At 68.1% G+C, this 25,628-nt stretch carries 22 protein-coding genes and 1 pseudogene; 15 read left to right on the top strand and 8 right to left on the bottom strand.

From position 1 onward, the window contains the following. Positions 1–70 precede the first annotated feature (70 nt). From ACV7JO_RS17460 to ACV7JO_RS17440, 5 genes are all read left to right on the top strand, one after another. Complete coding sequence (locus tag ACV7JO_RS17460; RefSeq protein ID WP_470355941.1) at positions 71–1,195, top strand: XdhC family protein; 1,125 nt, start codon at positions 71–73, stop codon at positions 1,193–1,195. Between the two features lie 131 nt (positions 1,196–1,326). Then, positions 1,327–1,821 (top strand): (2Fe-2S)-binding protein, encoded by a 495-nt coding sequence (locus ACV7JO_RS17455; protein WP_470355940.1) that lies wholly within the window; start codon positions 1,327–1,329, stop codon positions 1,819–1,821. Then, the gene (locus ACV7JO_RS17450; protein ID WP_470355939.1) at positions 1,814–4,198 is read left to right on the top strand and encodes a xanthine dehydrogenase family protein molybdopterin-binding subunit; all 2,385 of its coding nucleotides are present in this window, start codon (positions 1,814–1,816) and stop codon (positions 4,196–4,198) included. The genes ACV7JO_RS17455 and ACV7JO_RS17450 overlap by 8 nt, the downstream gene beginning before the upstream one ends. Position 4,199: 1 nt before the next feature. After that, on the top strand, positions 4,200–5,075 hold the full coding sequence (locus ACV7JO_RS17445; protein ID WP_470355938.1) for an FAD binding domain-containing protein: 876 nt from the start codon (positions 4,200–4,202) through the stop codon (positions 5,073–5,075). 263 nt (positions 5,076–5,338) lie between these two features. Further along, on the top strand, positions 5,339–6,253 hold the full coding sequence (locus ACV7JO_RS17440; protein WP_470355937.1) for a D-2-hydroxyacid dehydrogenase: 915 nt from the start codon (positions 5,339–5,341) through the stop codon (positions 6,251–6,253). A gap of 13 nt (positions 6,254–6,266) precedes the next feature. Here ACV7JO_RS17440 and ACV7JO_RS17435 read toward each other — a convergent pair whose 3' ends face one another. The 3 genes and pseudogenes from ACV7JO_RS17435 to ACV7JO_RS17425 form a co-directional block, all read right to left on the bottom strand. After that, positions 6,267–7,601: a 5'-deoxyadenosine deaminase gene (locus ACV7JO_RS17435; protein ID WP_470355936.1), complete on the bottom strand. Its 1,335-nt coding sequence runs from the start codon at positions 7,599–7,601 to the stop codon at positions 6,267–6,269. Between the two features lie 55 nt (positions 7,602–7,656). Continuing rightward, positions 7,657–9,033, bottom strand: coding sequence for a dihydroorotase (locus tag ACV7JO_RS17430; protein WP_470355935.1), 1,377 nt, complete (start codon positions 9,031–9,033; stop codon positions 7,657–7,659). Between the two features lie 64 nt (positions 9,034–9,097). Continuing rightward, positions 9,098–9,949, bottom strand: a pseudogene (locus ACV7JO_RS17425) (uracil-xanthine permease family protein); the annotation flags it as partial. Between the two features lie 907 nt (positions 9,950–10,856). Between ACV7JO_RS17425 and uraD the strand changes: the two are divergent. The 6 genes from uraD (at position 10,857) to ACV7JO_RS17395 (ending at position 15,598) form a co-directional block, all read left to right on the top strand. Further along, positions 10,857–11,372: a 2-oxo-4-hydroxy-4-carboxy-5-ureidoimidazoline decarboxylase gene (gene uraD / locus ACV7JO_RS17420; RefSeq protein WP_470355934.1), complete on the top strand. Its 516-nt coding sequence runs from the start codon at positions 10,857–10,859 to the stop codon at positions 11,370–11,372. Positions 11,373–11,546: 174 nt separating this feature from the next. Beyond that, on the top strand, positions 11,547–12,506 hold the full coding sequence (gene pucL, locus ACV7JO_RS17415) for a factor-independent urate hydroxylase (protein ID WP_470355933.1): 960 nt from the start codon (positions 11,547–11,549) through the stop codon (positions 12,504–12,506). Further along, positions 12,503–12,835: a hydroxyisourate hydrolase gene (gene uraH, locus ACV7JO_RS17410; RefSeq protein WP_470355932.1), complete on the top strand. Its 333-nt coding sequence runs from the start codon at positions 12,503–12,505 to the stop codon at positions 12,833–12,835. The genes pucL and uraH overlap by 4 nt, the downstream gene beginning before the upstream one ends. A 14-nt stretch (positions 12,836–12,849) precedes the next feature. Beyond that, a complete protein-coding gene (locus ACV7JO_RS17405) occupies positions 12,850–14,142 on the top strand; it encodes a hydantoinase/carbamoylase family amidase (protein ID WP_470355931.1) in 1,293 nt (430 codons plus the stop codon). Between the two features lie 79 nt (positions 14,143–14,221). Then, positions 14,222–14,641: a DUF3830 family protein gene (locus ACV7JO_RS17400; protein ID WP_470355930.1), complete on the top strand. Its 420-nt coding sequence runs from the start codon at positions 14,222–14,224 to the stop codon at positions 14,639–14,641. Positions 14,642–14,785: 144 nt separating this feature from the next. Continuing rightward, positions 14,786–15,598 carry an IclR family transcriptional regulator gene (locus ACV7JO_RS17395; protein WP_470356243.1) on the top strand — a complete coding sequence of 271 codons (813 nt, stop codon included), beginning with the start codon at positions 14,786–14,788 and terminating at the stop codon, positions 15,596–15,598. A gap of 396 nt (positions 15,599–15,994) precedes the next feature. On the opposite strand, the gene ACV7JO_RS17390 is transcribed toward ACV7JO_RS17395, so the two are convergent. Beyond that, complete coding sequence (locus ACV7JO_RS17390; RefSeq protein WP_470355929.1) at positions 15,995–16,804, bottom strand: ABC transporter permease; 810 nt, start codon at positions 16,802–16,804, stop codon at positions 15,995–15,997. Beyond that, positions 16,805–17,881, bottom strand: a complete 1,077-nt coding sequence (locus ACV7JO_RS17385; RefSeq protein WP_470355928.1) for an extracellular solute-binding protein — start codon at positions 17,879–17,881, stop codon at positions 16,805–16,807. Between the two features lie 65 nt (positions 17,882–17,946). On the opposite strand from ACV7JO_RS17385, the gene ACV7JO_RS17380 reads away from it, so the two are divergent. The 4 genes from ACV7JO_RS17380 to ACV7JO_RS17365 all read left to right on the top strand — a co-directional run bounded on the left by ACV7JO_RS17380 (position 17,947) and on the right by ACV7JO_RS17365 (position 21,863). Then, complete coding sequence (locus ACV7JO_RS17380; RefSeq protein ID WP_470355927.1) at positions 17,947–18,645, top strand: TOBE domain-containing protein; 699 nt, start codon at positions 17,947–17,949, stop codon at positions 18,643–18,645. Positions 18,646–18,749: 104 nt separating this feature from the next. After that, a complete protein-coding gene (locus ACV7JO_RS17375) occupies positions 18,750–20,102 on the top strand; it encodes an MmgE/PrpD family protein (RefSeq protein ID WP_470355926.1) in 1,353 nt (450 codons plus the stop codon). A 128-nt stretch (positions 20,103–20,230) separates the two neighbouring features. Continuing rightward, complete coding sequence (locus ACV7JO_RS17370; RefSeq protein ID WP_470355925.1) at positions 20,231–21,055, top strand: phosphosulfolactate synthase; 825 nt, start codon at positions 20,231–20,233, stop codon at positions 21,053–21,055. A gap of 139 nt (positions 21,056–21,194) precedes the next feature. Then, positions 21,195–21,863 carry a histidine phosphatase family protein gene (locus ACV7JO_RS17365; protein ID WP_470355924.1) on the top strand — a complete coding sequence of 223 codons (669 nt, stop codon included), beginning with the start codon at positions 21,195–21,197 and terminating at the stop codon, positions 21,861–21,863. A 1-nt stretch (position 21,864) separates the two neighbouring features. On the opposite strand, the gene ACV7JO_RS17360 is transcribed toward ACV7JO_RS17365, so the two are convergent. From ACV7JO_RS17360 to ACV7JO_RS17350, 3 genes are all read right to left on the bottom strand, one after another. Beyond that, positions 21,865–23,097: an ABC transporter substrate-binding protein gene (locus tag ACV7JO_RS17360; RefSeq protein ID WP_470355923.1), complete on the bottom strand. Its 1,233-nt coding sequence runs from the start codon at positions 23,095–23,097 to the stop codon at positions 21,865–21,867. A gap of 64 nt (positions 23,098–23,161) precedes the next feature. Further along, positions 23,162–24,283 (bottom strand): FecCD family ABC transporter permease, encoded by a 1,122-nt coding sequence (locus ACV7JO_RS17355; protein ID WP_470355922.1) that lies wholly within the window; start codon positions 24,281–24,283, stop codon positions 23,162–23,164. Between the two features lie 88 nt (positions 24,284–24,371). Next, positions 24,372–25,613 carry an ABC transporter substrate-binding protein gene (locus ACV7JO_RS17350; protein WP_470355921.1) on the bottom strand — a complete coding sequence of 414 codons (1,242 nt, stop codon included), beginning with the start codon at positions 25,611–25,613 and terminating at the stop codon, positions 24,372–24,374. Between the last annotated feature and the right edge of the window lie 15 nt (positions 25,614–25,628).

Raw genomic sequence — 25,628 nt, 5'->3', positions numbered from 1 at the left:
ATACGACGGGCGGACTGGTATTGCCCGAGACGTGTTCGACATTGGTGAGCGAGCGTGGACGGTGAGATAGGTGGCTGACGATAGCTGGAGCGCGCCGGCGACCGTCCTCCGTCGCCGTATCGCGGCCGCAGTCGACCAGTCGGCTACCGGGGTCCTCGCGACGGTGGCCGATGTCGACGGGAACGCCTACCGGCGGCCCGGGGCCAAGATGGTGTTCGGTGCCGACGGTGCCGAGACCGGCGGCGTCACTGCCGGCTGTCTGACCGCGGAACTCGCGGCCGCGAGCGAGCGCGTCCGCTCTGAGGGGACGCCCGAGGTCGTCACCTACGACCTGTCGTCCGACGACGGCGACGCGTGGGGCCTCGGCGTGGGCTGTGACGGCGTCGTCACCGTCCTACTCGAACCGATTACGACCGAGTTCCGGCCCGTCGTCCGGGCGTTCGAGGCTCGGCAGGATATCGGGACGGTAACAGTGCTGACCGACGACGCCGGCGACCTCGAACTGGGCGAGAAGGCCTACCTGACCGAGGAGACGGACGGACTGACGGCCGACAGCGACGCGCTCCGGGAGACGACGGAACTGGCCGCGGCCGCGCGTCGGTGTGTCGAGTCCGGTCGCGCGGAGACCGTTGCGGTCGACCGCGATGGGGGGACGCTGACGGCGTTCGTCGACGGCATCTGCGCGTTGCCCGAACTCGTCGTCTTCGGAAGCGGGCGCGACGCCGGACCGGTGGTCGAACTGGCGACGAAAAACGGCTTCAGGGTCACCGTCGTCGGCTTCCGCGGCGGCGTCGACCTGCGCGAGCGGTTCCCCGACGCGGTGCGGACGGTCACGACGCGGCCGAGCGCTGTCGCCGACGCGGTGGAGCTGACCGACCGGACGCACGCGGTCGTGATGACACACAACTTCGTCGACGACCGGCTCACCGTGACCCGGCTCTTGGACACGCCGGTGCCCTACATCGGGCTGATGGGGCCCAGAGAGCGGTTCGAGGAACTGCGCTCGGCTCTCGACAGTCCTCTGACCGACGAGGACCTCGACCGCGTGTATGCACCCGTCGGCCTCGACCTCGGTGGCGGGTCGCCCTATCAGATAGCCCACAGCATCGTCGCCGAACTGCTCGCGGTGGCGAACGACACCGACCCGGGACATCTCGGGCACCGCGACGGTCACGTCCACCCGCGCGATACGTGACACGGTTCGCGGCCGGGCCGAGAAAGCGTTATTGACGCACGTTTTGTTATATGGCGAATTCTTGCCTATATATTCTACTACTACAGTCGAAGAGTATAAATCTGAGCTTCCAGCATGGTACAATAAGACACATGCAATCGGAGAAGGTAGACGTGACGCTGACGGTCAACGGCGAGTCACACGACCTCGCCGTCGAACCCCGCGAACTGCTGGCACAGACGCTCCGGGAGCGACTCGGCTGTACGGAGGTGAATATCGGCTGCGAGTCGACCATCTGTGGGGCCTGCACGGTGCAGTCCGACGGGAAGTCGCTGAAGTCGTGTACTCGGCTCACTGCACAGGCCGACGGCGCGGATATCGTGACGGTGCGTGGTCTGACCGACGAGGGTGACCTCGACGAGATTCAGACCGCGTTTACCGACGAACACGCGCTCCAGTGTGGCTACTGCACCCCGGGGATACTGATGGCGGTCGACGAGTTCCTCGACGCACACGACGACCCGTCCCGGGAGGACATCCGCAGCGACGCGCTGGCGGGCAACCTCTGTCGCTGCACGGGCTACGAGAACATCGTTGACGCGGTCGAGGTCGCCGCCGACACGCTGGACGAGTCCCGACATGACTGACGACAACACGCCGTCTGGCATCGGCAGCGACGGTCGGCGGACGGAGGATGCCCGGGTTCTCACGGGGAACTCGCTGGGGACCGCCGACATCACCCGCGAGGACGCCTTGCACGTCCAGTTCGTCCGCAGCGAGGAGGCCCACGCGCGCTTCAGCGTCGACGCCGGTGACGCGCGGGCGAGAGACGGCGTCGTCGCTGTCTACACCGCCGCCGATGTCGCGGCCAGCGAGACGCCGACGCCCGAGCCGTTCTCGCTGTACTCGGCACCGATGGTCGGCGTCGACTACCCGGACGACGCCTTCCTCCAGCGGTCGCTCGCCGACGACAAGGCCCGGTACCACGGCGAGATACTCGGCATCGTCGTCGCAGAGGACCGGCGAACGGCCCGGGACGCACTCGACGCGGTCGAAGTCACGTACGACCCGCTCGACTCCGTCGTCACGACCCGCGATGCCCTCGCGCCCGACGCGCCGGTCGTCCACGAGTCGGCGGGCGACAACGTCGTCTTCGAAGGCGCAGGCGGGGACGAGGAGCGAACGGCGGCGAACTTCGAGCGGGCGGCCTACACCGCCGAACTGGAGAAGGGGCCACAGCGCGTCTCGCCGTGCCCGCTCGAACCCCGGGCCGCGATTGCGAGCCACGACGACACCACGGGGCAACTGGAGTTCGTGGCGACGACACAGATTCCCCACGGCTACCGCCGGCTCATGTCGCGGATGCTCGACCACCCCGAGCACAGAATCGACGTGTCGGTGCCGGACATGGGCGGGGGATTCGGCAGCCGCCAACACCCGTACCCGGCGGACGTGCTCGTGGGCTGGTGTGCGCTCGACCTCGACGCGACCGTCCGGTGGCGCGCGACGCGCACCGAGAACCAACTCGTCGAGAACGACGGCCGGGGGTACGAGGGAACGTGGGAGATAGCTCTCGGGGAGGACGGCGACATCCTCGCTCTCAGGGCTGACATACGGTACGACCTCGGGGCGTGGGTGGCACGGGGGGCCTGCGGGCTCGCCCAGTCGGGCAACTCGGTGATGACCGGCCAGTACGACGTGCCGGCGGTGTACTCCCACGTCACCGGCGTGGCCACGAACACCGCCCGAATCGACGCCTACCGCGGGGTCACGGAGACGCCGATGCTGATGATGCTCGAACGGCTCGTCGACGCGGTGGCGGAGAAAGCGGGACTGGACCCGGCCGCGGTCCGGCGGCGGAACTTCGTCGCGCCCGACCAGTTCCCCTACGAGAACGCCGCCGGCGCGCGTTACGACAGCGGCGACTACGAGCGCAACTTCGACCTCGCTCTCGACACGGTCGGCTACGAGACACTCCAAGAGCGCAAGCGGGAGTTCCGCGACGAGGGGCGGTACCTCGGCGTCGGTATCTCCTGCTGGGTCGAGGGCGCGGCACTGGGGCCGTGTGGCGAACTCGACGTGCCCACGTGGGGGTACGGCCGCGTGCAGGTCCACCCGACGGGCGAGGTGACCGTCTACTCCGGGGGCGCGAACCACGGACAGGGGCACGAAACGTCACTCGCACAGGTCGCAGCGTCGGAGCTGGGGGTGCCGTTTTCCGACGTGCGGGTCGTCGAGAACTCGACGCGCGAGGTTAGCGACGGCGTCGGGACGTTCGCCAGCCGGACCGCCGCCCTCTGTGGCGGTGCCGTGGCCGAAAGCTGCCGGAAGGTGCTTCGGAAGGCCCGTGATGTGGCCGCACACGAGATGTCGGTCCCCGTCGACGAGGTCGCGGTCGACGACGGCCGCTTTCGCCACCCGGCCGGCGAGACGGCGCTGGACTTCGACACGGTCGCAGCGCTGGCCCACAACGGGGCGGAGATACCGGACGAGGTCGAGCCCGGACTGGAGGAACAGACGTACTTCGACCCGGCGACCCGCACGTGGTCGTTCGGGACCCACATCGCCGTCGTCGAGGTGGACCCCGACACCGGTGAGTTCGAGTTCGAGGACTACGTCGCCACGGAGGACTGCGGCGTCCAGATAAACCCCGAGATAGTCCGCGGACAGATACTCGGCGGTATCGCACAGGGGCTGGGGCAGACCCTCTACGAGACGGTCGAGTACGACGACGACGGCCGGCTACTGTCGGACACGCTGCGCGACGAGACGTTGGGGTCGAGCGGCGGCTACACGCTCCCGAAGGCCGAACACATGCCCGAGGTGACCGTCGAGAGCACCGAGACGCCATCGCCGAACACGCCCCACGGGGCGAAAGGCACCGGCGAGGCCGGCGCTATCGCCGCGCCCGGAGCTATCGTCAACGCCGTCGAGGACGCGATAGCGCCGTTCGACGCGGCACCGATGACGCCGCCGATAACTCCGGAGAAGGTCTGGCGAGCTATCGAGGAGGGGGGACAGTAGCGTGTACGCGAAACCCTTCGACTACCACCGCGCCGAAAGCGTCGCCCACGCCATCGACCTGCTCGCCGAACACGACGACGCGGCGCTGCTGGCCGGCGGCCACGGCCTCATTCCGGCGATGAAAAAGCGGGAACTGACGCCGGCGACCGTCGTCGATATCGGCGGTCTCGACGCTCTCGCCGGCATCGAGCGCCGAGAGACCGAGACGCGTATCGGTGCGCTCACCACCCACAGCGCCGTCGGCGAGTCCGCGGTCCTCGACGAGTGGGTGCCGCTGTTCCCGCGGACGGTCGCCAACATCACCGGCGGCCAACAGGTCCACAACTTCGCCACCATCGGCGGCAACATCGCCCGCGCACACCCGGGTTACGACTACGAGGGTGCGCTGCTGGCGACCGACAGCGAGGTCCTCGTCCGCGAACGGAGCGGCGAGCGGCGAGTGCCGGCGGCGACGTTTTTCACCGGCGCTTGCGAAACGGTACTCGACGGGGAGCAGGTCATCACGGGCGTCGCCGTCCCGGACGTCGACGGGGCGCGACGCGGTGGCTACGCCAAGAAGAAAGAGCCGGGGTCGGGCAACGCCGTCGTCGGCGTGGCGACGGACCTGACGCTCCGGAGCGACGGGAGCGGCGTCGTGGAGACGGCCCGTCTCGCCGTCAACGGCGTCCAAGCCAGCGCCGTCCGTCTGTCGGCCGCCGAGGACGCGCTCCGGGGGGCGCGACTCACCGACGACGCCATCGAGCGGACCGCCTCGGTCGCGGGCGACTCGCTCGACGCGGACGAGACACTGGACAACAGGAAGGCCTCCGCGGCGTACCGGCGCTCGCTGCTCGGCCCGTACGTCGAGCGCTCGGTCCGCCGAGCGTCGACGGCGTGAGCGGCCGGACCAACGGCGTCGTCCGGCGTTTGAAGCGAACCGCTTTTGTGCGTCGTCGGTCTGCTCCGTACTGTGAGACCGTCCCAGTCCGAGGCACGGTTCGCCGCTCGGGCCCGGAACGGAGTCGGTCGCGGGGCCAGTCGACGCTCTCGGAGGGCCGTCCCGCAATCTCACCGGAGACGACGCGTTATGAGAACCCACCAATCCGATTCACGACCCAGTCGAACGGACGCACGAACGACCCGCCAGTCGACGGGGGAACGATGACCGACATCGTCGTACTGGACCACAAGATACACGGCCTCTCTGCGGCCGACTACGCCGATACGCTCCGGGCGGCACTCCCGGACTACGATGTCACCCTCGCCCGGACCCCGGCCGAGCGCGACCGTCGTCTGCGCGAGGCGACCGTGGCGACGGGGTATACCGTCTCCGAGGCCGCGGTCGAAGCGTCGGAGTCGCTTTCACTGTTCGTCTGTACCTTCGCCGGTACGGACCACCTCCCGAGTGACGCCCTCGAAGCCAACGATGTCGCCGTCGAGAGCGCCTCGGGCGTTCACGGGCCGAACATCGCCGAACAGGTACTCGGCAACATCCTCACCTTCGTCCGGCGACTGGACCGGGGCTGGCGACAGGAGCGCCGCGGGGAGTGGCAGCACTATCAGGCTGGCGAGCTCAGAGGGTCGACGGCGACCGTCGTCGGTCAGGGCCCCATCGGGCGGACGATAGTCGAGCGGCTGAACGCCTTCGGTGTCACCACCGTCGGCGTCCGCTACACGCCGTCGAAGGGCGGCCCGGCCGACGAGGTCATCGGCTTCGACGACGAGGCCGTCCACGAGGCGCTGTCGCGGACCGACCACCTCGTGTTGGCGTGCCCGCTGACCGACCTCACCGAACGGCTGGTCGACGCCGAGGCGCTACGGCTACTGCCGACCGAGGCCACGCTGGTCAACGTCGCGCGCGGGGCGGTCGTCGACACGGACGCGCTCGTCGCGGCGCTGCGGACGAACGAGATACGCGGCGCAGCTCTCGACGTGACCGACCCGGAGCCGCTGCCCTCGGACCACCCGCTCTGGACGCTCGGGAACTGTCACATCACGCCCCACAACGCCGGCCACACGCCGAACTACTGGAAGCGGTGTGCGGACATCGTCGCCGACGCGGTCGCCGAGCGCTGACACCGCGGCGGGGTCACGGGCTCTCCCCTCGGGAGTCGGCCCGAGCCCCGTCGAGGTCGATGGCGTCGGCGACCTCACGCGCCGCCGCTCGTATCTCCTCCGCATCCGCGCTCCGTACCTCGCCGTCGGCCATGAGGACGTCGCCGTCGACCATCGTGAACTCCACGTCGCCACCCCGTGCGGCGAACACGACGTAGGAGAGTACGTCGTACAGCGGAGTCGCGCGCGTCCCGTCGGCCGAGAGTCCGACGATGTCGGCCCGCCAGCCGGGCCGCAGTTCCCCGAGGCGGTCGAAGCCGGCGGCCTCGGCACCGTTGACCGTCGCCATCTCGAAGACAGTCTCTACCGGCGTCGCAGTCGGGTCCAACTGATCGACCTTCTGGAGGGCGCTGGCCTGTTTCATCTCGGTGAACGGGTCGAGCGTGTTGTTACACGGCGCGCCGTCGTTCCCCAGCGCGACGTTGATGCCGCGGTCGAGGTAGTCGACGACCGGCGCGACGCCGCTGGCGAGTTTCATGTTCGACGACGGGCAGTGGGTGACGTGGGTCCCGGTCTCGGCCAGCAGTTCGCGTTCGGACTCGTCGGTCCAGACGCAGTGTGCGAGGACGACGTCATCGCCAGTGAGTCCGACCTCATCGAGCCAGTGGATGTTGCGCTTGCCGGTGTCTGCCTCCACCGTCTCTATCTCGTCGTGGTTCTCGCTGGCGTGGGTGTGGATTCGGACCCCGTCGTAGCGGTCAGCCAGCGTTCTGGCCCCCCGGAGACACTCCTCCGTGCAGCTGACGGCGAAGCGGGGCGTGACGGCGTAGCGGATGCGGTCGTCGAAGCTGCCGTGGTACCGCCGAATCAGTTCCTCGGTACGGTCGAGTCCGACCTGTGTCGCTTCCCGGAGGCCGTCCGGCGACCGCTGGTCCATCAACACCTTCCCGAGCAGTCCCCGTACTCCCATCTCGCCGGCCGCCTCGAACGCCCGGTCGGCGTGGTCGACCGAGAGGTGGTCGATGGCCGTCGTCGTTCCCGTCTCGATGAGTTCGAGATACCCCAGCCGCGCGGCGACCTCCATCTCGTCGGCCGACAGCGTCGCCTCCATCGGCAGCACGTAGTCGAACAGCCAGTCCAGCAGCTCCCTGTCGTCACAGAGGCCGCGCCCGAGGCTCTGGACGGAGTGGACGTGGCTCCCGACCAGCCCCGGCATGACGATGTCGTACTGTCGCTCTCGGTGGTCCGGATACCGGTCGGCGAGCGTCGCCCGGTCGCCGACGGCGCGTATCTCCTCGCCCGCTACCACGACGGCTCCGTCCTCGACGACCGTCGTCGAGTCCTGTATGACGGTCCCTGATACCAACATCCAACGTCCGTAGCACCGACGCTCTCAAAAAACTACGGGAACGCACCCCGCTCCGTCAGCGGCCCCAGTCCGGGACGGCGCGACGGAGGAACCGACCGTGGCCCGGTTCGGCGACGATGTCGCCGTCCTCGGCGACCAACTCCCCGCGGACGAACGTCTTCTTCACTCGGCCGGTCACCGTGTGGCCGTCGTACACCGAGTAGTCGGCGTTCGAGTGGTTCCGCTCCGCCGAAACCGTGTACCGTTCGTCGGGGTCGAAGACGACGAGGTCGGCGTCGGCACCGGGTTCGATTCGCCCCTTCCGGGGGAGGCCGAAGGTGTCTGCCGGGTTTCGGCACATGAGCCGGACCAGCGCCGGGTAGGAAAGCCCCCGCTCGTTGACCGCCTCCTCGTGGAAGACCGGGAGGCTCGTCTGGAGGCTGTTGACGCCGAAAGCGCTCTCCCACCACGGGCCGCCCGCCTTGCGCTCCCGCGGGAGCGCCACGTGGTCGGTCGAAACCACCGAGAGCGCCCCCTCGCGGAGGTGGTCGAACAGCGCGTCGGCGTCGCTGGGCTCCCGCAGCGGCGGCGACATTATTGCGAGGTTCCCGCGGTCCCCGTAGACAGACCGGTCGAGCGCCGTGTAGTGCGTACACGTCTCGGCCCGCACGTTGGTGCCGTCCGCCCGGACTGCTGCGATGGCGTCGGCCGCCGCCGCCGAGGTCGTGTGGACGCCGTAGTACTTCGCGTCGGCGGCGGCGGCGAGACGGGCGACAGACCCGGCGCTCATCGCCTCGGCGTAGTCCGGGCGGGAGTCGGGGTACGCCGTCGCCGACGCACCGTCCGGGGCCGCTTTCACCGCCTCCGTTCGGTGTTCGCACACCGAGTAGTCCTCGGTGTGTACCATGCCGACGGCCCCGAGGTCCGCGAGTTCGCGGAACACTTCGCCGATGAACCCGTTCGACAGCCTGATGCTGTCGGTCGTGAACATCTTGAACGACGTGACTCCGTCCGCGACGAGGTCTGGCAGCGCCGCCAGCACCTCGGGCGTCTCGCGCGTGATGGTCGCGTGGAGGCCGTAGTCGACCAGCGGCGACGCCGCCGACCGGTGGCGCTCGACGGCCTCGCCGAGGCGCTCGTCGTCGGTCCACGCCCCGTCGTCGTACCCCTGCCACGCGAACGTCAGCAGGCTGGTCACGCCGCCGGCGGCGGCCGCCGCGGTTCCGGTCTCGTAGCTGTCTATCGAGTTGTAGCCGAAGACGTGGACGTGGGGGTCGACCACGCCCGGTAACACGAGGTTCCCGTCCACGTCGATGCGGTTCCGGGCCGACGGCAGCGTGCGCTCGTCCCCGACGGCGACGATGCGGCCGTCGTCGACGCCGATTGCGGCCTCGAAGGTCCCGTCGGCCGTGACGACCGTCCCGCCCGCAAGCACCGTCGCTATCTCGGCCATCAGTCAGTGCGCTCCGCTCCGGTCGGCGCGGTGTTCGCGCGTCGCCTGCGGGTCGTCGGTGCGTTCAGTCATCGGACGACGGGGTGGCCGCGTCCGGGAGGTCCTCGCTCACGTCCATCGGCGTCTCCGGCGTGAGTCCGTCGGTGTACTCGGTCGGTCCCGTCCCGACGCCGCCACCCGGGATGACGACGTTCAACACGAGCGCCGCGATGCCGCCGGTCACGAGCGCGGAGCCAAACAGCGTCTGGACCGCCGTCGGGAACTGCTGCAGGACCTCCGGGCGGAAGGCGACGCCCAGCCCCAGCGCCATCGACAGCGCGAGGATGGTGGAGTTCCGGTGGTCGAGCGTGACGTTCTGGGAGACGATGCGCGCCCCCGAGGAGAAGATCATCGCGAAGAGTATCAGCGCGCCCCCGCCCAGCACCGCGTCCGGCATGGCGGAGACGACCGCGCCGACCTTCGGGACGAGCCCGAGCACGACGAGAACGACACCGCCGATGCCGACGACGTAGCGGCTCGCAACGCCGGTGAAGTTCACGAGGCCGACGTTCTGCGAGAAGGAGGTGTTCGGAAGCGCGTTGAACACGGCCCCGAGGGCGCTCATCACGCCGTCGGCCAACAGCCCGCCGCGCATCTCCTCGTGGGTGGCGTCCCGGCCGGTCGAAGCGACCGTCCCGGAGATGTCGCCGATGGTCTCCATCCCGGTGATGACGTAGAGAAACGCCACGGTGACGATGGCGCTCGGCTCGAAGGCGAGTCCGTACTTCAGCGGGACGGGGACGGTTATCCAGCCCGCCGAGGCGACGGCCGAGAGGTCGACGACCCCCAGCGCGAACGCGGCGACGTAACCCACGACGATGCCCGCGAACACGCTGATGACACGGAGGAAGCCGTCGAAGAACTGGTTCAGCCCGACTTATACGACTCCCCATCCCTCTATCCCTATTTATAACCTCTCCTTATCCTTCTCCTCCTTTCTTCTTTTCCCTTCTCTACTAACACTTAACTTTCATCTCTTTATTCCTCTCTCAACCCCCTAATCCTTTTCTCTCTTTTTTCCAGACCACCTTCCCTTACTATCCTCTTATCCCATTCCCCACACTCCCCTTATCCTCTCCCCCTTTCCCCTCCTTCCTTCTCTCTTCCTACCATTCCCTCACCTCTCATCTCTTTCCCCTATTCCCTTCTCTACCTACCCACCCTCTTTCTCTTCTTCCTTTCTTTTTCCCTCATCCCTCACTACTCCTCCTCCCCTCCCCCTCTTCCCAATTTACTCTTCCCACTAACTCCTTATCCTACCTCCCTCTCTTCCTCTTCAACAATTTTTTTCTAATCCTCCCCCAACTCCCCTATCATTCATCCCTATATTACATCAACTTTACTGATCCTTATTAGACGACGATGAAGGGTCCCTACGGATCACCTACTTACTCTTCACCCTCCTACCATTTTCATCTCACCACCACCCCATCCCCCCCCCCCCCCCTTAACTCTCTTATAACAATTACCAACCCACTATACAACAAACTCTACCTATAACATACCCCCCCCCCCCCCAACTATTATAAAAAAACCCCCCCACCCCCCCCCCCCCCCCCCCCCCCCCCCCCCCCCCCCCCCCCCCCCCCCCCCCCCCCCCCCCCCCCCCTCCCCCACACACACATTTTCTATTCCAGATTGGTGGAGATACACGGGACCAGTCCCGGATTAGGTGGACGTGCGGCCGGTTAGATCAGCTCGATGCGACCGGTGACGGCGGCCCCGCCGGCAGCCGTTGCGCCGACCGGGAGATACTAGTGGGCCGTGGACGGACGGCTAGCGGAATGACCGGAGTCTCGCTATCAGAACTCAACGGCGCGGACGAGACGGCTTTCGTGGAGCTACTGGGCGGCGTGTACGAGGAGTCCCCGTGGGTGGCCCGGCGGGCGGCCGCCGACCGGCCCTTCGAGTCCGCCGCGGACCTCGTGGCGGCCTTCGAGGCGGCCGTCGAGGACGCCCCACGGGAACGGAAACTGGAACTGCTGCGGGCGCACCCGGACCTCGGCGAGCGCACCGCGATGACTGACGACTCAGAGGCCGAACAGGCCGCTGCCGGCCTCGACGAACTCGGGCCGGCCCAGTACGAAACCTTCCAGCGGCTGAACGAGACCTATCGGGACCGGTTCGGGTTCCCGTTTATCATGGCCGTGCGGGACGAATCCCCCGACACGATACAGGCCGCCATGGAGGAGCGGGTCGAGCACTCGGCCGACGAGGAGTTCCGGACCGCGCTGGACGAAGTTCACGAGATCGCTCGCCTGCGTCTCGCAGAGCGTCTGCCGCCCGACGATTGGGACTGAAACGCACCGACAGCTTTCGCCGCGGTAGTTGGACATCCTTTCACCAAGACAAAGATACTTGTACAGGGCGACGGGATTTAGCGGTAGACGATGACAAACAAAAGAACCGCACCGAGAGGTCCGTCGACGCAGCGCCAGACCGTCCGACCGACGCAGTCCACGGGGAGCTGACCGATGGGCGATAGCTCACAGGGCGGTCGCACGATGAACTACGGGAAGGAGAAAATCGCCGTCTACCGGACGTACGCGACGCCGCTGGAGGGCGTCGGCACTATCCCCGAGTCCGAGTTCGAGGGCCGGGACAACACCCTCTTCGGGGTCGACGTTCGGGTGCAGGTCGAGGGCGAGGCGTTCCTCCCCTCGTTCAGCGAGGGCGACAACAGCGAGGTGGTGGCGACGGACTCGATGAAGAACTTCGTCCTCCACCACGCCGGCGAGTACGACGGGGCGACGGTCGAGGGGTTCTGTCACTACATCGCGGCGGCGTTCCTCGACACGTACGCCCAGATGAGCGCCGTCAGCGTCTCGGCCGAGGAGTTCCCCTTCGACGAGCGGCCGGTTCCGACCGAGGACGGCTTCGAGCCGAGCGACCTCGTCTTCCGGGTCTCCGACGACGAGTCGGCCACCGGCGAGATGTACCTCGCTCGTGGCGACGACGGGCCGGTCGTCGAGGACCACGAGAGCGGCGTCACCGGCATCGACCTGGTCAAGGTGTCGGGGAGTTCCTTCACCGGCTACGTCCAAGACGAGTACACGACCCTCCCCGAGCGGGAGGACCGGACGCTCTACATCTCGCTGGACATCTCGTGGACGTACGCCGACCCCGAGGCCGCGCTGGGCGAGGAGCCCGAGCGGTACGTGCCCGCGGAGCAGGTCCGGGACATCGCGCAGGTGGTCTTCCACGAGGTCGACTCCAACTCCATCCAAGACCTCATATACCGCATCGGGCTGCGGACGCTCGAACGGTTCCCGCAACTCGAAACGGTCGAGTTCGAGGCCAACAACCGCACGTGGATAGAACAGCGCGACGACTTCGAGGGCGAGGGGACGGTACTGACCGAGCCGCCGCGGCCCTACGGCTTCCAGCAGTTCTCGGTCGACCGCAGCGACCTCGACGGGGAGGACCCGGCATGAGTGGCGGGCTGACCACACACGTCCTCGATACCAGCCGCGAGCGGCCCGCTTCCGGCGTGGATGTGACGCTCCGGCGGGTCGCTGACGACGAGACGCTCGCCGAAGCGACCACCAACGACGACGGGCGACTCGACGAACCGCTGTTGTCCGCCGAGCGGATGGCGACCGGAACGTACGAACTGCTGTTCGACGTCGAGCGCTACTACGGCGGGGAGTCGAGCTTTCTCCAGACAGTTCCGGTACGGTTCGTCGTCGACGACCCGGACGAGCACTACCACGTCCCCCTCCTGCTGTCGCCCGGCGGGTACACCACCTACCGGGGTAGCTAGCCCGCCGACCCAGTATGACAGCCGACCAGCTTCCAGTCGACGGCGAGCGGCTCCGGCGCGACATCGAACGCAACGCCCAGTTCGGCGCGATGGCGACCGACGAGGGGCGGGCGCGGACGGTTCTCCCGGGGACCGAACCGAACGGGGCCGCTCGCAGACACCTCGTCGACCGCATGATACACGCCGACTTGGACGTGCGCGTCGACGCTGTCGGGAACATCGCGGGCGTGTGGGCCCCCGACGGTTGCGACCCCGACGCCGAACCGGTCGCCGTCGGGAGCCATCTCGACTCTGTTCCCTACGGCGGCATCTTCGACGGGCCGCTGGGCGTCTACGGCGGGCTCGAAGCGGTCCGGGCGTTACAGGCGGCCGGCGCGTCCCCGGCCCGACCGATTCAAGTCGTCTGTTTCACCGGCGAGGAGGGCACCCGCTTCGCGGACGGCGTCCTCGGCTCGTCGGTCGCCGCCGGCCGCCTCGACGCCGAGGAGGCGCTCGCGCGGTCCGACGGGGACGAGACCCTACGCGACGCGCTGACGAGCATCGGCTTCCACGGTGACGGACGCCTCGACGCGAGCGACTGGCACGCGTGGCTGGAACTCCACGTCGAGCAGAGCGAACAGCTCGAACGGCTGGGGCTCCCGGCCGGTGTCGTCACCACTATCGCCGGGACGACGCGGCTACACGTCACCTTCGACGGGACCGCCGACCACACCGGGACGACACCGATGAGCGAGCGCAGCGACGCGCTCGCGGCCGCGAGCGAGTTCGTCCTCGCGCTCGAAGCGGCGGCACAGCGCGTCGATGGGGGCGACGCGACGGCCGTCGCAACTGTCGGCGAGCTGTCCATCGAACCGGGAGCGGTCAACGTCGTCCCGGGACGGGTCACCCTCAGTGCCGACATCAGGGACGTCGACCGAGCGACCATCACGCAACTGCTCGAAACGGTCGAGGAGGAACTCGACGCTATCGAGTCGGACCGAGACGTCACAGCCGAGGTGCAGTGTTCCTACGACGTCACGCCGGTCGACATGGCACCGGTCTGCCGGACGGCGCTCCACGACGCCGGCGAGCGGGTCGGCGTCGAGACGACGACCGTCCACTCCGGCGCAGGACACGACAGCATGCAGGTCGCCAGAGCGACCGACGCGGGGCTCCTGTTCGCGCCCTCCCGTGGCGGCCACTCGCACAACAAGCTCGAATGGACCGATTGGAACGCCTGTACGGCCACGACTGAGATACTGGCGGCGGCACTCCACATGCTCGCCGGAGCCCCACGCCACAACCGAGAACCACCGACACACGACTGATGCCAACTGCTACCGTCTCCGTTCACGACCGAAGTCGAATCGCCCACAACAGACCGAACGACCGCGGGGAGGCCAGCCGATGACCGACCTCGAACTGGTCGTCGACGGGGACGTGCTGTCGGCCGAGTTCCGACAGACCGACGCCCCCGAGTCCGTCGCGGCGGTCAGAGAACTGGCACCGCTACGGACGGAACTGATGCACGTCCGCTGGAGCGGTCACGCGACGTGGATAAACATTGACGAGATAGAACTCCCGGACATCCCGCGGGAGAACCACACGGTGTATCCCTCATCCGGCGACCTCCTGCTGTATCCCGGGTACCGGAACGAACAGGAGATACTCGTCCCGTGCGGGCCGACCTGTTTCAAGAGTCCGGCCGGCGAACTGGCCGGAAACCACTTTGCCACGCTCGACGCGTCGCGCGACGAACTCGCGGCGATAGAGGAACGGACTCTCCGCGAGGGCGTCCTCGACGCGACGCTCCGGCTGGCTGACTGACAGCGACTGCACGCGACGCCACCCCACCCTCGCTCTGATTGCCTTTCAAAAATAACACTAATCGTTTGGTTATTCATTGTATAACACTACGAACATAGCACTATTGGCATTTACAATACGGGAACAGTAAAGTATGTGCCGGTAATACCTCACGATATGGCAACGAACGGACCGCGGACGCTGAAGACGGTCACGACGGCGACGACCGTGCTGGAGACGCTCGCGTCGATGGACGGCGCGGGCGTGACGGCGCTGGCCGACCGGTTGGACCTCTCGAAGAGCACGGCCTACAGCCACCTGAAGACGCTGGAGGAGGCCGGTCTGGTTACGAGACGCGACGACGAGTACCACCTCTCCTTCAAGTTCCTGCAGTTCGGTGAGTACGTCAAACACCGGAGCTTGCTCTACCGAGTCGGGAAGCCCGAGGTCGACGAACTGTCGGAACAGACGGGGCAGTACTGCCATCTCGTGACCGAGGAGAACGGACGCGGCGTCAACCTATACAAAGTGAAAGGCGAGACGGCCGTCGGTGACGACTATCAGGCGGCCAAACTCCAGCACAGGGACCGCCTGCACATGACCGCCGCCGGCAAGGCAATCCTCTCGGCGCTCGACCGGGAACGCGTCGAGGCCATCGTCGGGGAACACGGACTGGTCGAGTGGACGGACCAGACGATTACCGAGCCGGAGGAGCTGTACGAGGAGCTGTTAGAGATACGGGAACGCGGATACGCGTTCAACGACGAGGAAGAGGTCGAGGGTCTCAGAGCGGTCGGCGCACCGATACGAAACCGAGACGGTGAGGTGCTCGGAGCGGTGAGTATCTCCGGGCCAACGAGCTTCCTCGACGGCGAGACGTTCCGGGAGCGGATTCCGGAACAGGTCGTCAGTACGGCTAACGTCATCGAGGTCAACATCAATATGTCCGAACGCAGCGACGAACTCGTCGGCGACTGACGCGGCCGGCGTTCCCGAGAGGGGAACGCGAGCGACGTGCGAACGCCGTTCGAGATAACGGGAGTACGCATGTTATTACCGAGTCGTGCGGTCCCGACGGGTACCGGTACGGAACAGTCCGTCTCCGGGTTCGCCGGAACTCCGTTACGAACGCCTCCGTCGGACTGCCTCCCACTCCCCCAACGGGCGTTGACTTAGTGACCCGCTACGCACTCTCCCCATAGCCAGTGGGAACGCTAGGCTGTTACCACCTATGGCTAGTTGTACGCGAATACGCCGCTGAGTACTGTATAGAGCGCACTTCTAACCCAAATAAGATAAAAGAGATGTGGATATGGTAGTAATGAACTAATATTCCCCAATACCACTTAGAATATCCCACATCTGAGTTCGTATTCACTCCCATGGATTCGACGCCACGGTGTTGAGGACCACCAGCGCGGCGACGGCGACGACCACCAGCAGTATCGCCACCGGGTAGGCGCTGTCGAGCCCGAGTTCGACGAACGCCACCCATATCTGGACTGGCATCGTCCGGGGGTAGTACGCCACCATCATCGTCGCGCCGAACTCGCCCATCGCCCGCGCGAACGCGAGCGTCACCCCGGCGAGGATGCCGGGGGCGGCCAACGGCAGCGTGACGCGGCGGGCGGTCGCAAACCGGCTCTCCCCGAGCGAGCGGGCAGCGTGTTCGAGCGTCCGGTCGACGCTCTCGAAGGCCGCCTTCGCCGTCACGACCACGAACGGCGAGGCGACGAACGTCTGCGCGAGGACGACGCCGGCCAGCGACCGGGTGAGCGGGACGCCGGCGGCGCTGGCGGCCGCGCCGACGGGCGAACCGGGGCCGAACACCGTGAGCAACACGATACCGCCGACCGTGGGGGGCAACACCAGCGGGAGGACCACGAGCGCGAGAACGGCCTTCGTCGCCGGCCCCTCGCTTCGCGCCAGCCAGTACGCCAGCGGCAGGCCCAACAGCGTCCCGGCGGCCGTGCTTATCGACGCCGACAGCAGCGACGTGGTCGCCGCGTCCACGACGCTCGGGTCGCCCAGCCGAGCGAGCACGGCCCCCGGCGGGACTGAGAGCAGCAGCGACGCCACGGGCGCGAAGTAGTACAGCAGCAACACGCCGCCGAGCGCGAGCGCGACGCCGAGCCAGTCGAGCCCCGTCGTCGCCGGTCGCGTCAGGGTCCAGCGCCGCGGCATTCAGACTAACACGGTCACGTCCGCGACCGCCGACGAGAGCGCCGGCGGCCCGCGGCGAGACCGCGCTTCGCGGTCCTCGGTCGGTCGGTCGCCCGTCGCGCTGACCCGTCGCGGCACATCGCCCTCGTAGCTCGGGAACCGCTCGCGCAGGAGGAACCCGTACTCGCCGAGGTAGTCGCCGGTCACGAGCGCGTCGAACACGGCGACAGCGGCGTCGCTCTCGTGTCGAACGGTCGCCCCGTAGCCGACGAGTCCGCCACGGACCGACCGCCCGCCGGGCAGCGTGTACGAGACGGTCCCGTACCAGTCCTCGGCGTAGCGCGGGTCGCTCAGGTCGATCTCGCTCGGCAGGTCGACGAACTCGTAGCCCCGCTCGACGGCCATGTTGCGGTAGGCGAAGGCGGCGTCGATGGCACCGGTCTCGAACCGGCTTATCAGTCCCGTCTCGGGGTAAATCTGGTCCCGCCGCGGAATCGCCGCCGCGAGGTCCCCCGCGCCGTCGTAGTACCGCGAGGCCAGTTCGAGCGCGAACAGCGTCCGGTAGCCGAGCGGGTCCCGGTCGGGGTCGGTCCGGCCGAGGTCGACCCGTCCCGCGACCAGCGGCTCGTACCACCGCTCCGGGCCGGCCGCGGCCACGCGTCGCCCGCCGTCGGTCGCTGGGTTGTACGCGACGACGACGGCGTTGCTGGCGAAGACGGCGTGCCACGGGGGCGAGAGCGGCCCGTCGAACAGCGCCACGTCGGCGACCGCGACGATGTCGGGGTCGCGCTGACCCTCGGCGACCATGCGAGCGACCGTCGCCGAACCGTGGGCCTCGACCCGCACCGGCACGTCGAGGACGGGGGCGAGCCCGTCGGCCAGCGCGTGCTGGAGGCTCCCCGCGGCGAGGACGGCGACCGTCGCCGAGCGCCCGCCGTCGCGCCCGGCCGCTCCCGCCGTCGCGCCCGGCGCTCGCTCCCCGTCCGCACCGCCGGCGTCTCCGCGACAGCCAGCCACGCACGCAGCGGCCGCGACGCCGGCCCCGCGCAGAAACCGCCGGCGCGAGCGGTCTGATTGGCCGCTCGGTCGGTTCGCCATCGGAATACCGGTCGTTGTTTCCCTCGCGGCATAACCGTTTTGGTCACGGCGTGCGACGGGGTCGTATGGACCTCGACGCGGAGTTCGACGCCCGTCTGGACGCGGCCGGAGTGCGGTTCGCGGCCCGTGATGCGGCCCTGCTCCGGGCGATACGCGAACACGGCTCGCTCAACGCCGCGGCGGACGCGCTGGGGCGGTCGTACTCCCGCTCCCAGCAGCGCGTCGTCGAACTGGAGGACGCCGTCGGACAGTTGGTCGAGCGCCGACGGGGCGGTGCCGGCGGCGGCGGGAGCACGCTGACCGAGGCCGCCGACCGGCTCCTCGCGGAGTTCGACCGGTTGGAGACGGAGTTCGCCGGGCTGGCCGAGGTCGACGAGACCCTGTTCCGGGGGACCGTCACCGAACGGGACGGCGAACTCGGCTCGGTCGAGACGGCTGCGGGCACCGTCCGCGCCATCGTCCCGGCGTCTGCCCGCGACGTTCGGGTCGCGGTCCGGGCCGACGCCATCACGCTCCACCCGCCGGGGAGCCTCCCCGAGGCGGAGACGAGCGCGCGCAACCGGTTCCGCGGGACAGTCGGCGACGTGGTCACGGGCGACGCCCTCGCGCGGGTCGCGCTTGACGTCGGCGCGGACGCGGCCCTGACCGTCCTCGTGACGCGGACGAGCGTCGAGACGCTCGCGTTGGCCGCGGGCGACGAGGCCGTCGCGTCGTTCAAAGCGACGGCGACGCGGGCTTCGCCCGCCCCCTCGTCACCGGAGTGAGACACCGACCGCTCGGGGGTGAGACGGACCGCGAACCCGTGCCAGCCATGTTTTAGGTTGGACTAAAACAAAACAATTTTGAAGTTTTAGCCCAGACTAAAAACATGGCAACGACAGAGGAAGTCGCCGACTTCGTACAGGCCGTCGAGTTCGAGCAGTTCGACGACGGGACCGTCGAGGAACTCAAAAAGCGGGTGCTCGACTCTGTCGGCATCGGTATCGGGGCGCTGGGCGAGGAGTCCGTCGAGGTGGTCGCGGAGACAGTCACCGGCGCGAGCGACGGCGGGGACTGCTCGCTGTGGGGCCGGTCGGCCACGGCCTCCCCCGCGCAGGCGGCCATGCACAACACGGCGCTGACGCGCTATCTGGACTACATGGACTCGTTTCTCGCGCCGGGGGAGACGCCCCACCCCAGCGACAACATCGCCAGCGTCGTCGCCTGCGGCGAGCGGGTCGACGCGTCGGGCGCGGAACTCCTCGAAGCCGTCGGCGTCGCCTACGAGCTACAGGGCGAACTCGCGTGGAACGCCCCCGTCCGGGACAAGGGCTGGGACCACGTGACCCACACCGTGCTGTCCGCCGCGGCCGGCGCGGGGGCCGTCCTCGACCTCGACCGCGAACAGCTCCGCAACGCCGTCGGCATCGCGGGTACGGCCCACAACGCGCTCCGTGTCACCCGGACCGGCGGCATCAACGAGTGGAAGGGCGTCGCCAGCGCCAACGCCGCGCGCAACGGCGTCTACTCGTGTCTGCTGGCCGAGAACGGCATGGAAGGGCCGACGAACCTCTTCGAGGGCCAGAAGGGCTGGCAGCAGGTCATCAGCGGCGAGTTCGAGGTCGACCTCTCGCCGGGATGTGAGCGCGTCTTCGACACGATGACCAAGCGGTACGTCGCCGAGACCTACGCTCAGTCGGCGGTCGAGGGCGTCATCGAACTCGCCGAGGCCGACGACCTCGACCACGAACGGGTCGAGTCCATCCACCTCGACACGTTCCACGGCGCGAAGCTCATCATCGGCGGCGGCGAGGGCGACCGCCACGAGGTCGAGACCAAGGCTCAGGCCGACCACTCGCTCCCGTACATGCTCGCGGCCGCGCTCATCGACCGCGAGATGACCAACGACGCCTACGACCCCGAGCGCATCCGGCGGGACGACGTGCAGTCCCTGCTCCGGACCGTCACCGTCGAGGAGGACCCCGCCTTGACCGACCGGTTCGAGGCCGGCGAGATGCCCGCGAACCTCACCGTCACGCTCACTGACGGGACGACCTTAGAGGTCGAGAAAGACGACTTCCAAGGCCACCCGAACAGCCCGATGGACTGGGCGCAGGTCGAGGAGAAGTTCGAACTGATGACCCGTGACCGCTACGACCAGCAGCGCCGCGACGCCATCGTCGACACGGTGAAACACCTCGAAGAACACGACGTCGCCGACTTGGTCGCGCTCCTGACGTAGGCCCGCGACCGACGCCGCCCCGCCGTCGTCCGCTCGGAGACAGCGACGCGACTGGCGAAAACTGACGAATCTAAACTTTTAGTCCGGCCTAAAAATTATATGGGTGGCCGACGTACGCTAGCTTGCACATGTCACGAGCCTTCGACTTCCTGCACGTCAACGACAGACCGGACAAGCCCCGCACGAAGGGTATCACCGAGATACGCGGCCCCTACTACGACCCGATGGGGCCGCGGGAACTGCGCGACATCCTCGAGACGATGGGGCGGTACGTCGACATCTACAAGTTCTCCGGCGGGTCGTTCGCGCTGATGGACCGGAACACCGTCACAGAACTCATCGACATCTGCCACGAGTACGACGTCGACGTCTCGACGGGCGGGTTCGTCGAGAACGTCCTCGTCCGGGACAACGACAAGGTCGAGGACTACGTCGCCGAGGCCGAGACACTCGGGTTCGACATCGTCGAGATATCCAGCGGGTTCCTCGCCATCGACACCGACGACCTCGTCGCGCTGACGGAACTAGTCGCCGACTACGGCCTCAAACCCAAGCCCGAAATCAACGTCCAGTTCGGTGCCGGGGGCGCGTCCGACCCGGACGACCTAGAGCGGGAGGGCCAACAGGACCCGTCGATGGCGATTCGCGAGGGCCAGCGCCACCTCGACGCCGGCGCGGACCTCCTGATGGTCGAGGCCGAGGGCATCACCGAGGAGGTCCACGAGTGGCGGACGGACGTGGTCTACGAACTCGCGAACGAACTCGGCATGGAAAACCTGGTGTTCGAAGCGCCGGGGCCGGAGATGTTCGAGTGGTACGTCAAGAACTTCGGGCCGAACGTGAACCTCTTCGTCGACAACTCCCAGATAGTCGAACTCGAGTGCATGCGCTCGGGCCTGTGGGGGAAGGCGACGAGCTGGGGCCGGACGACGACGTTCCGCCGCGAGGAGTGAGCCGGCCGCCAAGCGCCGCCCGGGACGGCCGTTCGGCCGCGGTCGACCGCCGTATCGCTCGACTGACTGACGGCGGCCACGCGCGTGGCCGCCGCGACCGCGCGCCGCGGCGGACCACCGTCGGTATCGTCGGGACCGCGTGGCCGACCCTGCTGACGCCGCCATCCACCAGCCCATGACAGCGATAGTATTCCTGCGACACGGAGAGACGGAGTGGGACCGACAGCGCCGGCTCCACGGGACCGCGCCCGTCCCGCTCACCGAGACCGGCCGCGACGCCGCCGAGGCCGTCGGCCGCGAACTGTCCGCGACCGGCGCGTTCGACCGCGTATACGCCGCCGACACGACCGCCGCCCGCGAGACGGCGTCGCTCGTCCACCTCGCCGGCGTCGCGACGCCCCCGCGCACGGAGCCGGCGTGGCGGCCCCGCGACCCGGGCGCGTACCAAGGCCTCGCCTACGACCGCTTCGAACCGACCGACGACGCGGCCACCCTCCGGACAGATGTCGACGCCTTGCCGCCGCTGCCCCGGGACGGCGAATCCGTCACCGACGCCCGGGAGCGCGTCCTCGGCCGGTGGCGACGGCTCCGCGAGAACTCGACGGCCGGCGAGCGCGTGCTCGTCGTCACACACGATTTCCCGATTGCGGCGGTGCTGGCCGACGCTGCCGGCGCGGCGTCGGTCGCTGACCTCGGTCGGTTCGCGCCCGGCGAGTGCGCGGTGCGGGCGGTCCGGCTCACCGACGAAGGGCCGGTCGTCGACGACGCCGGGGTCGACGCCGGGCCGTCACCGAGCCGGTTCGACTGAGCTACTCGCTGACGATGTCGGCGACGCGGTCGCGGTCGAACAGCCGCTCGGACGCGGGAATCTCGGGGTAGGACTCGCCGTCGCCGTAGCCGGGCCACGCGCCGAACCGCTCGGGGTAGAGCTGTTTGGCCGTCATCTCTATCTGGAAGAGGTTCATGACTGGCCCCTGTCGCGGGTTCCCGGAGGCGTAGAGGCGGTCGTCGCGGACGGCGCGTAGCTCCGACCCGACGCTGTGTTCGCGGATGGCTCGCTTGGTCTCGGGCACGTCGTAGTACGCCGAAATCCCGTGGTTCATGATGACGACCTCCGGGTCGGCCTCCAGCATCGCCTCGTAGTCCACGAGTTTGCCGCCGTACTCGCCGGTCTCGATACCCGCGAAGACGTCGACGGGGTCCAACGGGCGCGTGTGTGCGAAGAAGTACCCCGGCTGGTTGAGTCGGTGGACGTAGAAGGAGTTCTCGGCGAGTCGCGGGTACACCATCGCAACGGTGGGGCGCTCGCTCCGCTCCGGGAGTCGGGACTCGACCGTTGACAGCAGGTCGTCCCGGACGGCGGCCAGCCGCTCGAACCGGTCCCGTTCCCGCAACACGGCGGCGTACGTCTCCGTGAGTTCCCAGAGCGTGTAGTACTCGTAGGCGTCGCGCCACGACGCGGGCGGCTGGCGGTGTTTCCGGCTGTACATGTTGCCGAAGAACGGGCCGACGTTCGACGCGATCTCGTCGATGTCGGTCGCGCTCCACCCGTCGAGCGTGCTGACGTACGCGGGGTCGAGGAAGTGCACGTCGCTGTCGAGTTCGTACAGCGTCTCCTTGCTGTACCCGCCCGCGTCCCGGAACTCGATCCAGTCCGTCGAGACGTCGAGCGCGCCGTAGCAGTACTCCAGCGACGGGACGGACGAGGACGGCCGGACCGTCGCCTCCACCGCCCGGCCGTGGCCCAGCGCTCCCGCGATGTCGATGTAGCTGGTCGAACTCGCCAGTATCTCGCGTGGCACGGCGTCGAACTCGACCGCTCCCATCGGTGCCATCGTCACCGAGTACGACCGGTCCTCGGGCGTCGACGTGGCGGTCGCTGCGCTGTCGCCGGTCGCCACGCTGTCGTCGTTCGGCCCGCCGTCGTCGCTGGACTCGCCGCTCGAACAGCCCGCGAGCAGGCCGCCGCCGACGAGTGCGCCGCTGTACTTCACGTAATCCCGCCGGGTCGGTGCGTCGCGAGTCGCGTCGTCCCTCACCATATTTTTAGTCCAACCTAAAGATTGATACTCGCTTCGGTCGACGACGCCGGGTGACTCGGACGGGTCAGATTTCACCCATCTCGTCCTGTCGCCGCATGAGATAGAGGAAGTACGGGCCGCCGACGAGCCCGGTGACGATGCCGACCGGAATCTGGACCGGGTTCAGCGCGAGCCGCGCGCCCACGTCGGCGGCTATCATCAACGCCGGCCCGGCGAACACGCAGCCGACGACGAGCTTCCGGTAGTCGCTGCCGACGATGTTGCGGACCATGTGCGGGACGATGAGGCCGACGAAGCCGACGATGCCGGCGACGGCGATGCTCGCCGCGGCCGCCAGCACCGCCACGCCCGACAGCGCGAACCGGACCTTCTCGACGCTCATCCCCAGCGACGACGCCGTGTCCTCACCGAGCAACAGGACGTTCAGCTGCCGGGAGCTGACGAGCGCGAGCACCATCGCGACGGCGCTCCACGGCAGCGCCATCCGGACCTGCTCCCAGTCCGTGCCGGTCAGCGAGCCGGTCGTCCACGCGATGGCGGACTGGACGACGCCGATGTCGTCCGCGAAGAAGAACAGCGCCGTCTGGAGCGACCCGAAGACGGTGCCGACGATGACGCCCGCGAGCACCAGCCGGACCGGCGACGTGCCGTTCTTCCACGCGATGACGTAGACGACGAGGAACGCGATGGCACCGCCGAGGGCGGCGACGAGCGGGAGGAACGTCGACAGCCCCGAAAAGACGACGAGCGTCAGGAGTATCATCAGCCCCGCGCCCGAGGAGACGCCCAGAATGAACGGGCTGGCGAGTTCGTTCCGTGTCACCGCTTGGAATATCGCCCCGGAGACGGCGAGGTTCATCCCGACGAGCGCGCCGACGAACACCCGCGGGAGCCGGATGTTCCAAACGATGAGGCTGCGGTTGTTCATCTCCGGGACCTCGCCGCCGAGCAGGAACGCCTCCCACGTCTGCCGGTTGAGTATCACGTCGGGGTTGAAGACGGCCTGCCACGCCTCGACGATGGTCATCGAGAACGCGCCGAAGCTGACCTGTACGAGGCCGCCGACGACGGCCACGACGAGGCTCCCCACACAGAGCGTGAACAGCGAGCCGTCGAACCGACCCAGCCACCGGTCGCGCCAGCCGGCGGGGTCCGCCCCCGACCCTGAAGACGTTTCGGTTGCCATCAGCGACCCCCCGCCGCATCCGGTTCGCGGGCACGGCCGTTGGTCCGTCCGTCCCGGCGGCCCTCGCCGCTCGACAACTCTGTGGCGGTCACGCTCCGCCCTCCCCGGTGACGATGTCGACGACGCGGTCGCGGTCGAAGAGCCGCTCGGACGCGGGAATCTCGGGGTACGGTTCGCCCTCCTCGTAGCCGGGCCACGCACCGAACTGCTCGGGGTAGAGCTGTTTGGCCGTCATCTCCAACTGGAAGAGGTTCATAATCGGCCCCTGCATCCCGTTCCCGGAGGCGTAGTACCGCTCGTCCCGGAACGCCGGAACGTCCCCGGCGAGCGCGTTGTCCAGCACCTCGGCGCGGTTCTCGACGAAGGTGTCGCCAAGCGCCGCGCCCCAGTAGCGCAGGACCACGTCGGGTTCCGCCGCCACCATCGCCTCGTAGTCGTAGGACCCGTCAGTGCCGGGGCCGCCGTCGATGGTCGTGAAGGCGTTGGTCACGCCGAACGGGCGGACGTGCGCCCAGAGGTAGCCGGGCTGGGTGAAGTCGTAGGGCCAGAAGGTCCCGCCGCTGTAGGCGACGACCGCGAGCGACGGCCGCTCGGACTCCGGCGGTAGCCCCGCCTCGATTTCGGCGAGTACGTCGTCGCGTACCGACTTGAGCGCCCGGTACCGCTCTCGCTCCCGGAACACCGCCGCAATCTTGCCGATGTACTCCCAGAGCGTGTAGTAGTCGTAGTGGTCCCGACACGCCGCCGGGGGCTGTGCGTTCGTTCGGCTGTAGTAGTTCCCGAACCACGGGCCGATGTCCGAGGCGAGCGCGTCCACTTCCGCCGCGTCCCACCCGAACGAGCCACTCTGGAGGAGACAGGGGTCGAGGAAGTGCACGTCGCTGTCGAGTTCGTAGAACAGTTCCTTGTCGAGCGTGTTCGGGTTGTCGCTGGGCGTGACCCGCCCCAGTTCCTCCCACTCGAAGTCGACGCCGTCGAGGCTGTCGTAGTAGTAATCGACCGTGTCGCCGAACAGTTGCTTGTCGTAGCCGATGGCGTTTATCGCGTCGCCGTGGCCGAGCGCGGCGACCGTCCCGGCGGCGATGGGGTAGTACGTCAGGACGCTCGTCGGGACGGCGTCAAGTTCCACGTCGCCGACGGGGGCCATGCTCACCGTGTACGACCCCGTCCCCGCTGCTTCCGCGGTTTCCGCCTCGGTTTGCGTCGGCGGCGTCGAATCGGACTCGCCGTCCGAACAGCCGGCGAGCAGGCCGCCGCCGACGACTACCCCGCCGTATTTCACGTACTCGCGTCGCGTCGGTGCGTTGCGTTCCGTTTCGTCGCTGGCCATATTTTTAGGCCCACC

The organism is Haloarcula sp. MBLA0138 (genome assembly GCF_055632455.1).
The sequence above is the reverse complement of the archived record's forward strand: the minus strand, read 5'-3'. Positions and strand labels throughout refer to the sequence as shown.

Bases quoted from the DNA above. Each gene is read 5' to 3' on its own strand.
- pucL (WP_470355933.1), top strand. From the start codon at position 11,547: ATGGGCGATAGCTCACAGGGCGGTCGCACGATGAACTACGGGAAGGAG.
- ACV7JO_RS17360 (WP_470355923.1), bottom strand. From the start codon at position 23,097: ATGGTGAGGGACGACGCGACTCGCGACGCACCGACCCGGCGGGATTAC.
- ACV7JO_RS17375 (WP_470355926.1), top strand. From the start codon at position 18,750: ATGGCAACGACAGAGGAAGTCGCCGACTTCGTACAGGCCGTCGAGTTC.
- ACV7JO_RS17385 (WP_470355928.1), bottom strand. From the start codon at position 17,881: ATGGCGAACCGACCGAGCGGCCAATCAGACCGCTCGCGCCGGCGGTTT.
- ACV7JO_RS17370 (WP_470355925.1), top strand. From the start codon at position 20,231: ATGTCACGAGCCTTCGACTTCCTGCACGTCAACGACAGACCGGACAAG.
- ACV7JO_RS17450 (WP_470355939.1), top strand. From the start codon at position 1,814: ATGACTGACGACAACACGCCGTCTGGCATCGGCAGCGACGGTCGGCGG.
- ACV7JO_RS17355 (WP_470355922.1), bottom strand. From the start codon at position 24,283: ATGGCAACCGAAACGTCTTCAGGGTCGGGGGCGGACCCCGCCGGCTGG.
- uraH (WP_470355932.1), top strand. From the start codon at position 12,503: ATGAGTGGCGGGCTGACCACACACGTCCTCGATACCAGCCGCGAGCGG.
- ACV7JO_RS17455 (WP_470355940.1), top strand. From the start codon at position 1,327: ATGCAATCGGAGAAGGTAGACGTGACGCTGACGGTCAACGGCGAGTCA.
- uraD (WP_470355934.1), top strand. From the start codon at position 10,857: ATGACCGGAGTCTCGCTATCAGAACTCAACGGCGCGGACGAGACGGCT.
- ACV7JO_RS17440 (WP_470355937.1), top strand. From the start codon at position 5,339: ATGACCGACATCGTCGTACTGGACCACAAGATACACGGCCTCTCTGCG.
- ACV7JO_RS17435 (WP_470355936.1), bottom strand. From the start codon at position 7,601: ATGTTGGTATCAGGGACCGTCATACAGGACTCGACGACGGTCGTCGAG.
- ACV7JO_RS17430 (WP_470355935.1), bottom strand. From the start codon at position 9,033: ATGGCCGAGATAGCGACGGTGCTTGCGGGCGGGACGGTCGTCACGGCC.
- ACV7JO_RS17405 (WP_470355931.1), top strand. From the start codon at position 12,850: ATGACAGCCGACCAGCTTCCAGTCGACGGCGAGCGGCTCCGGCGCGAC.
- ACV7JO_RS17350 (WP_470355921.1), bottom strand. From the start codon at position 25,613: ATGGCCAGCGACGAAACGGAACGCAACGCACCGACGCGACGCGAGTAC.
- ACV7JO_RS17380 (WP_470355927.1), top strand. From the start codon at position 17,947: ATGGACCTCGACGCGGAGTTCGACGCCCGTCTGGACGCGGCCGGAGTG.
- ACV7JO_RS17390 (WP_470355929.1), bottom strand. From the start codon at position 16,804: ATGCCGCGGCGCTGGACCCTGACGCGACCGGCGACGACGGGGCTCGAC.
- ACV7JO_RS17400 (WP_470355930.1), top strand. From the start codon at position 14,222: ATGACCGACCTCGAACTGGTCGTCGACGGGGACGTGCTGTCGGCCGAG.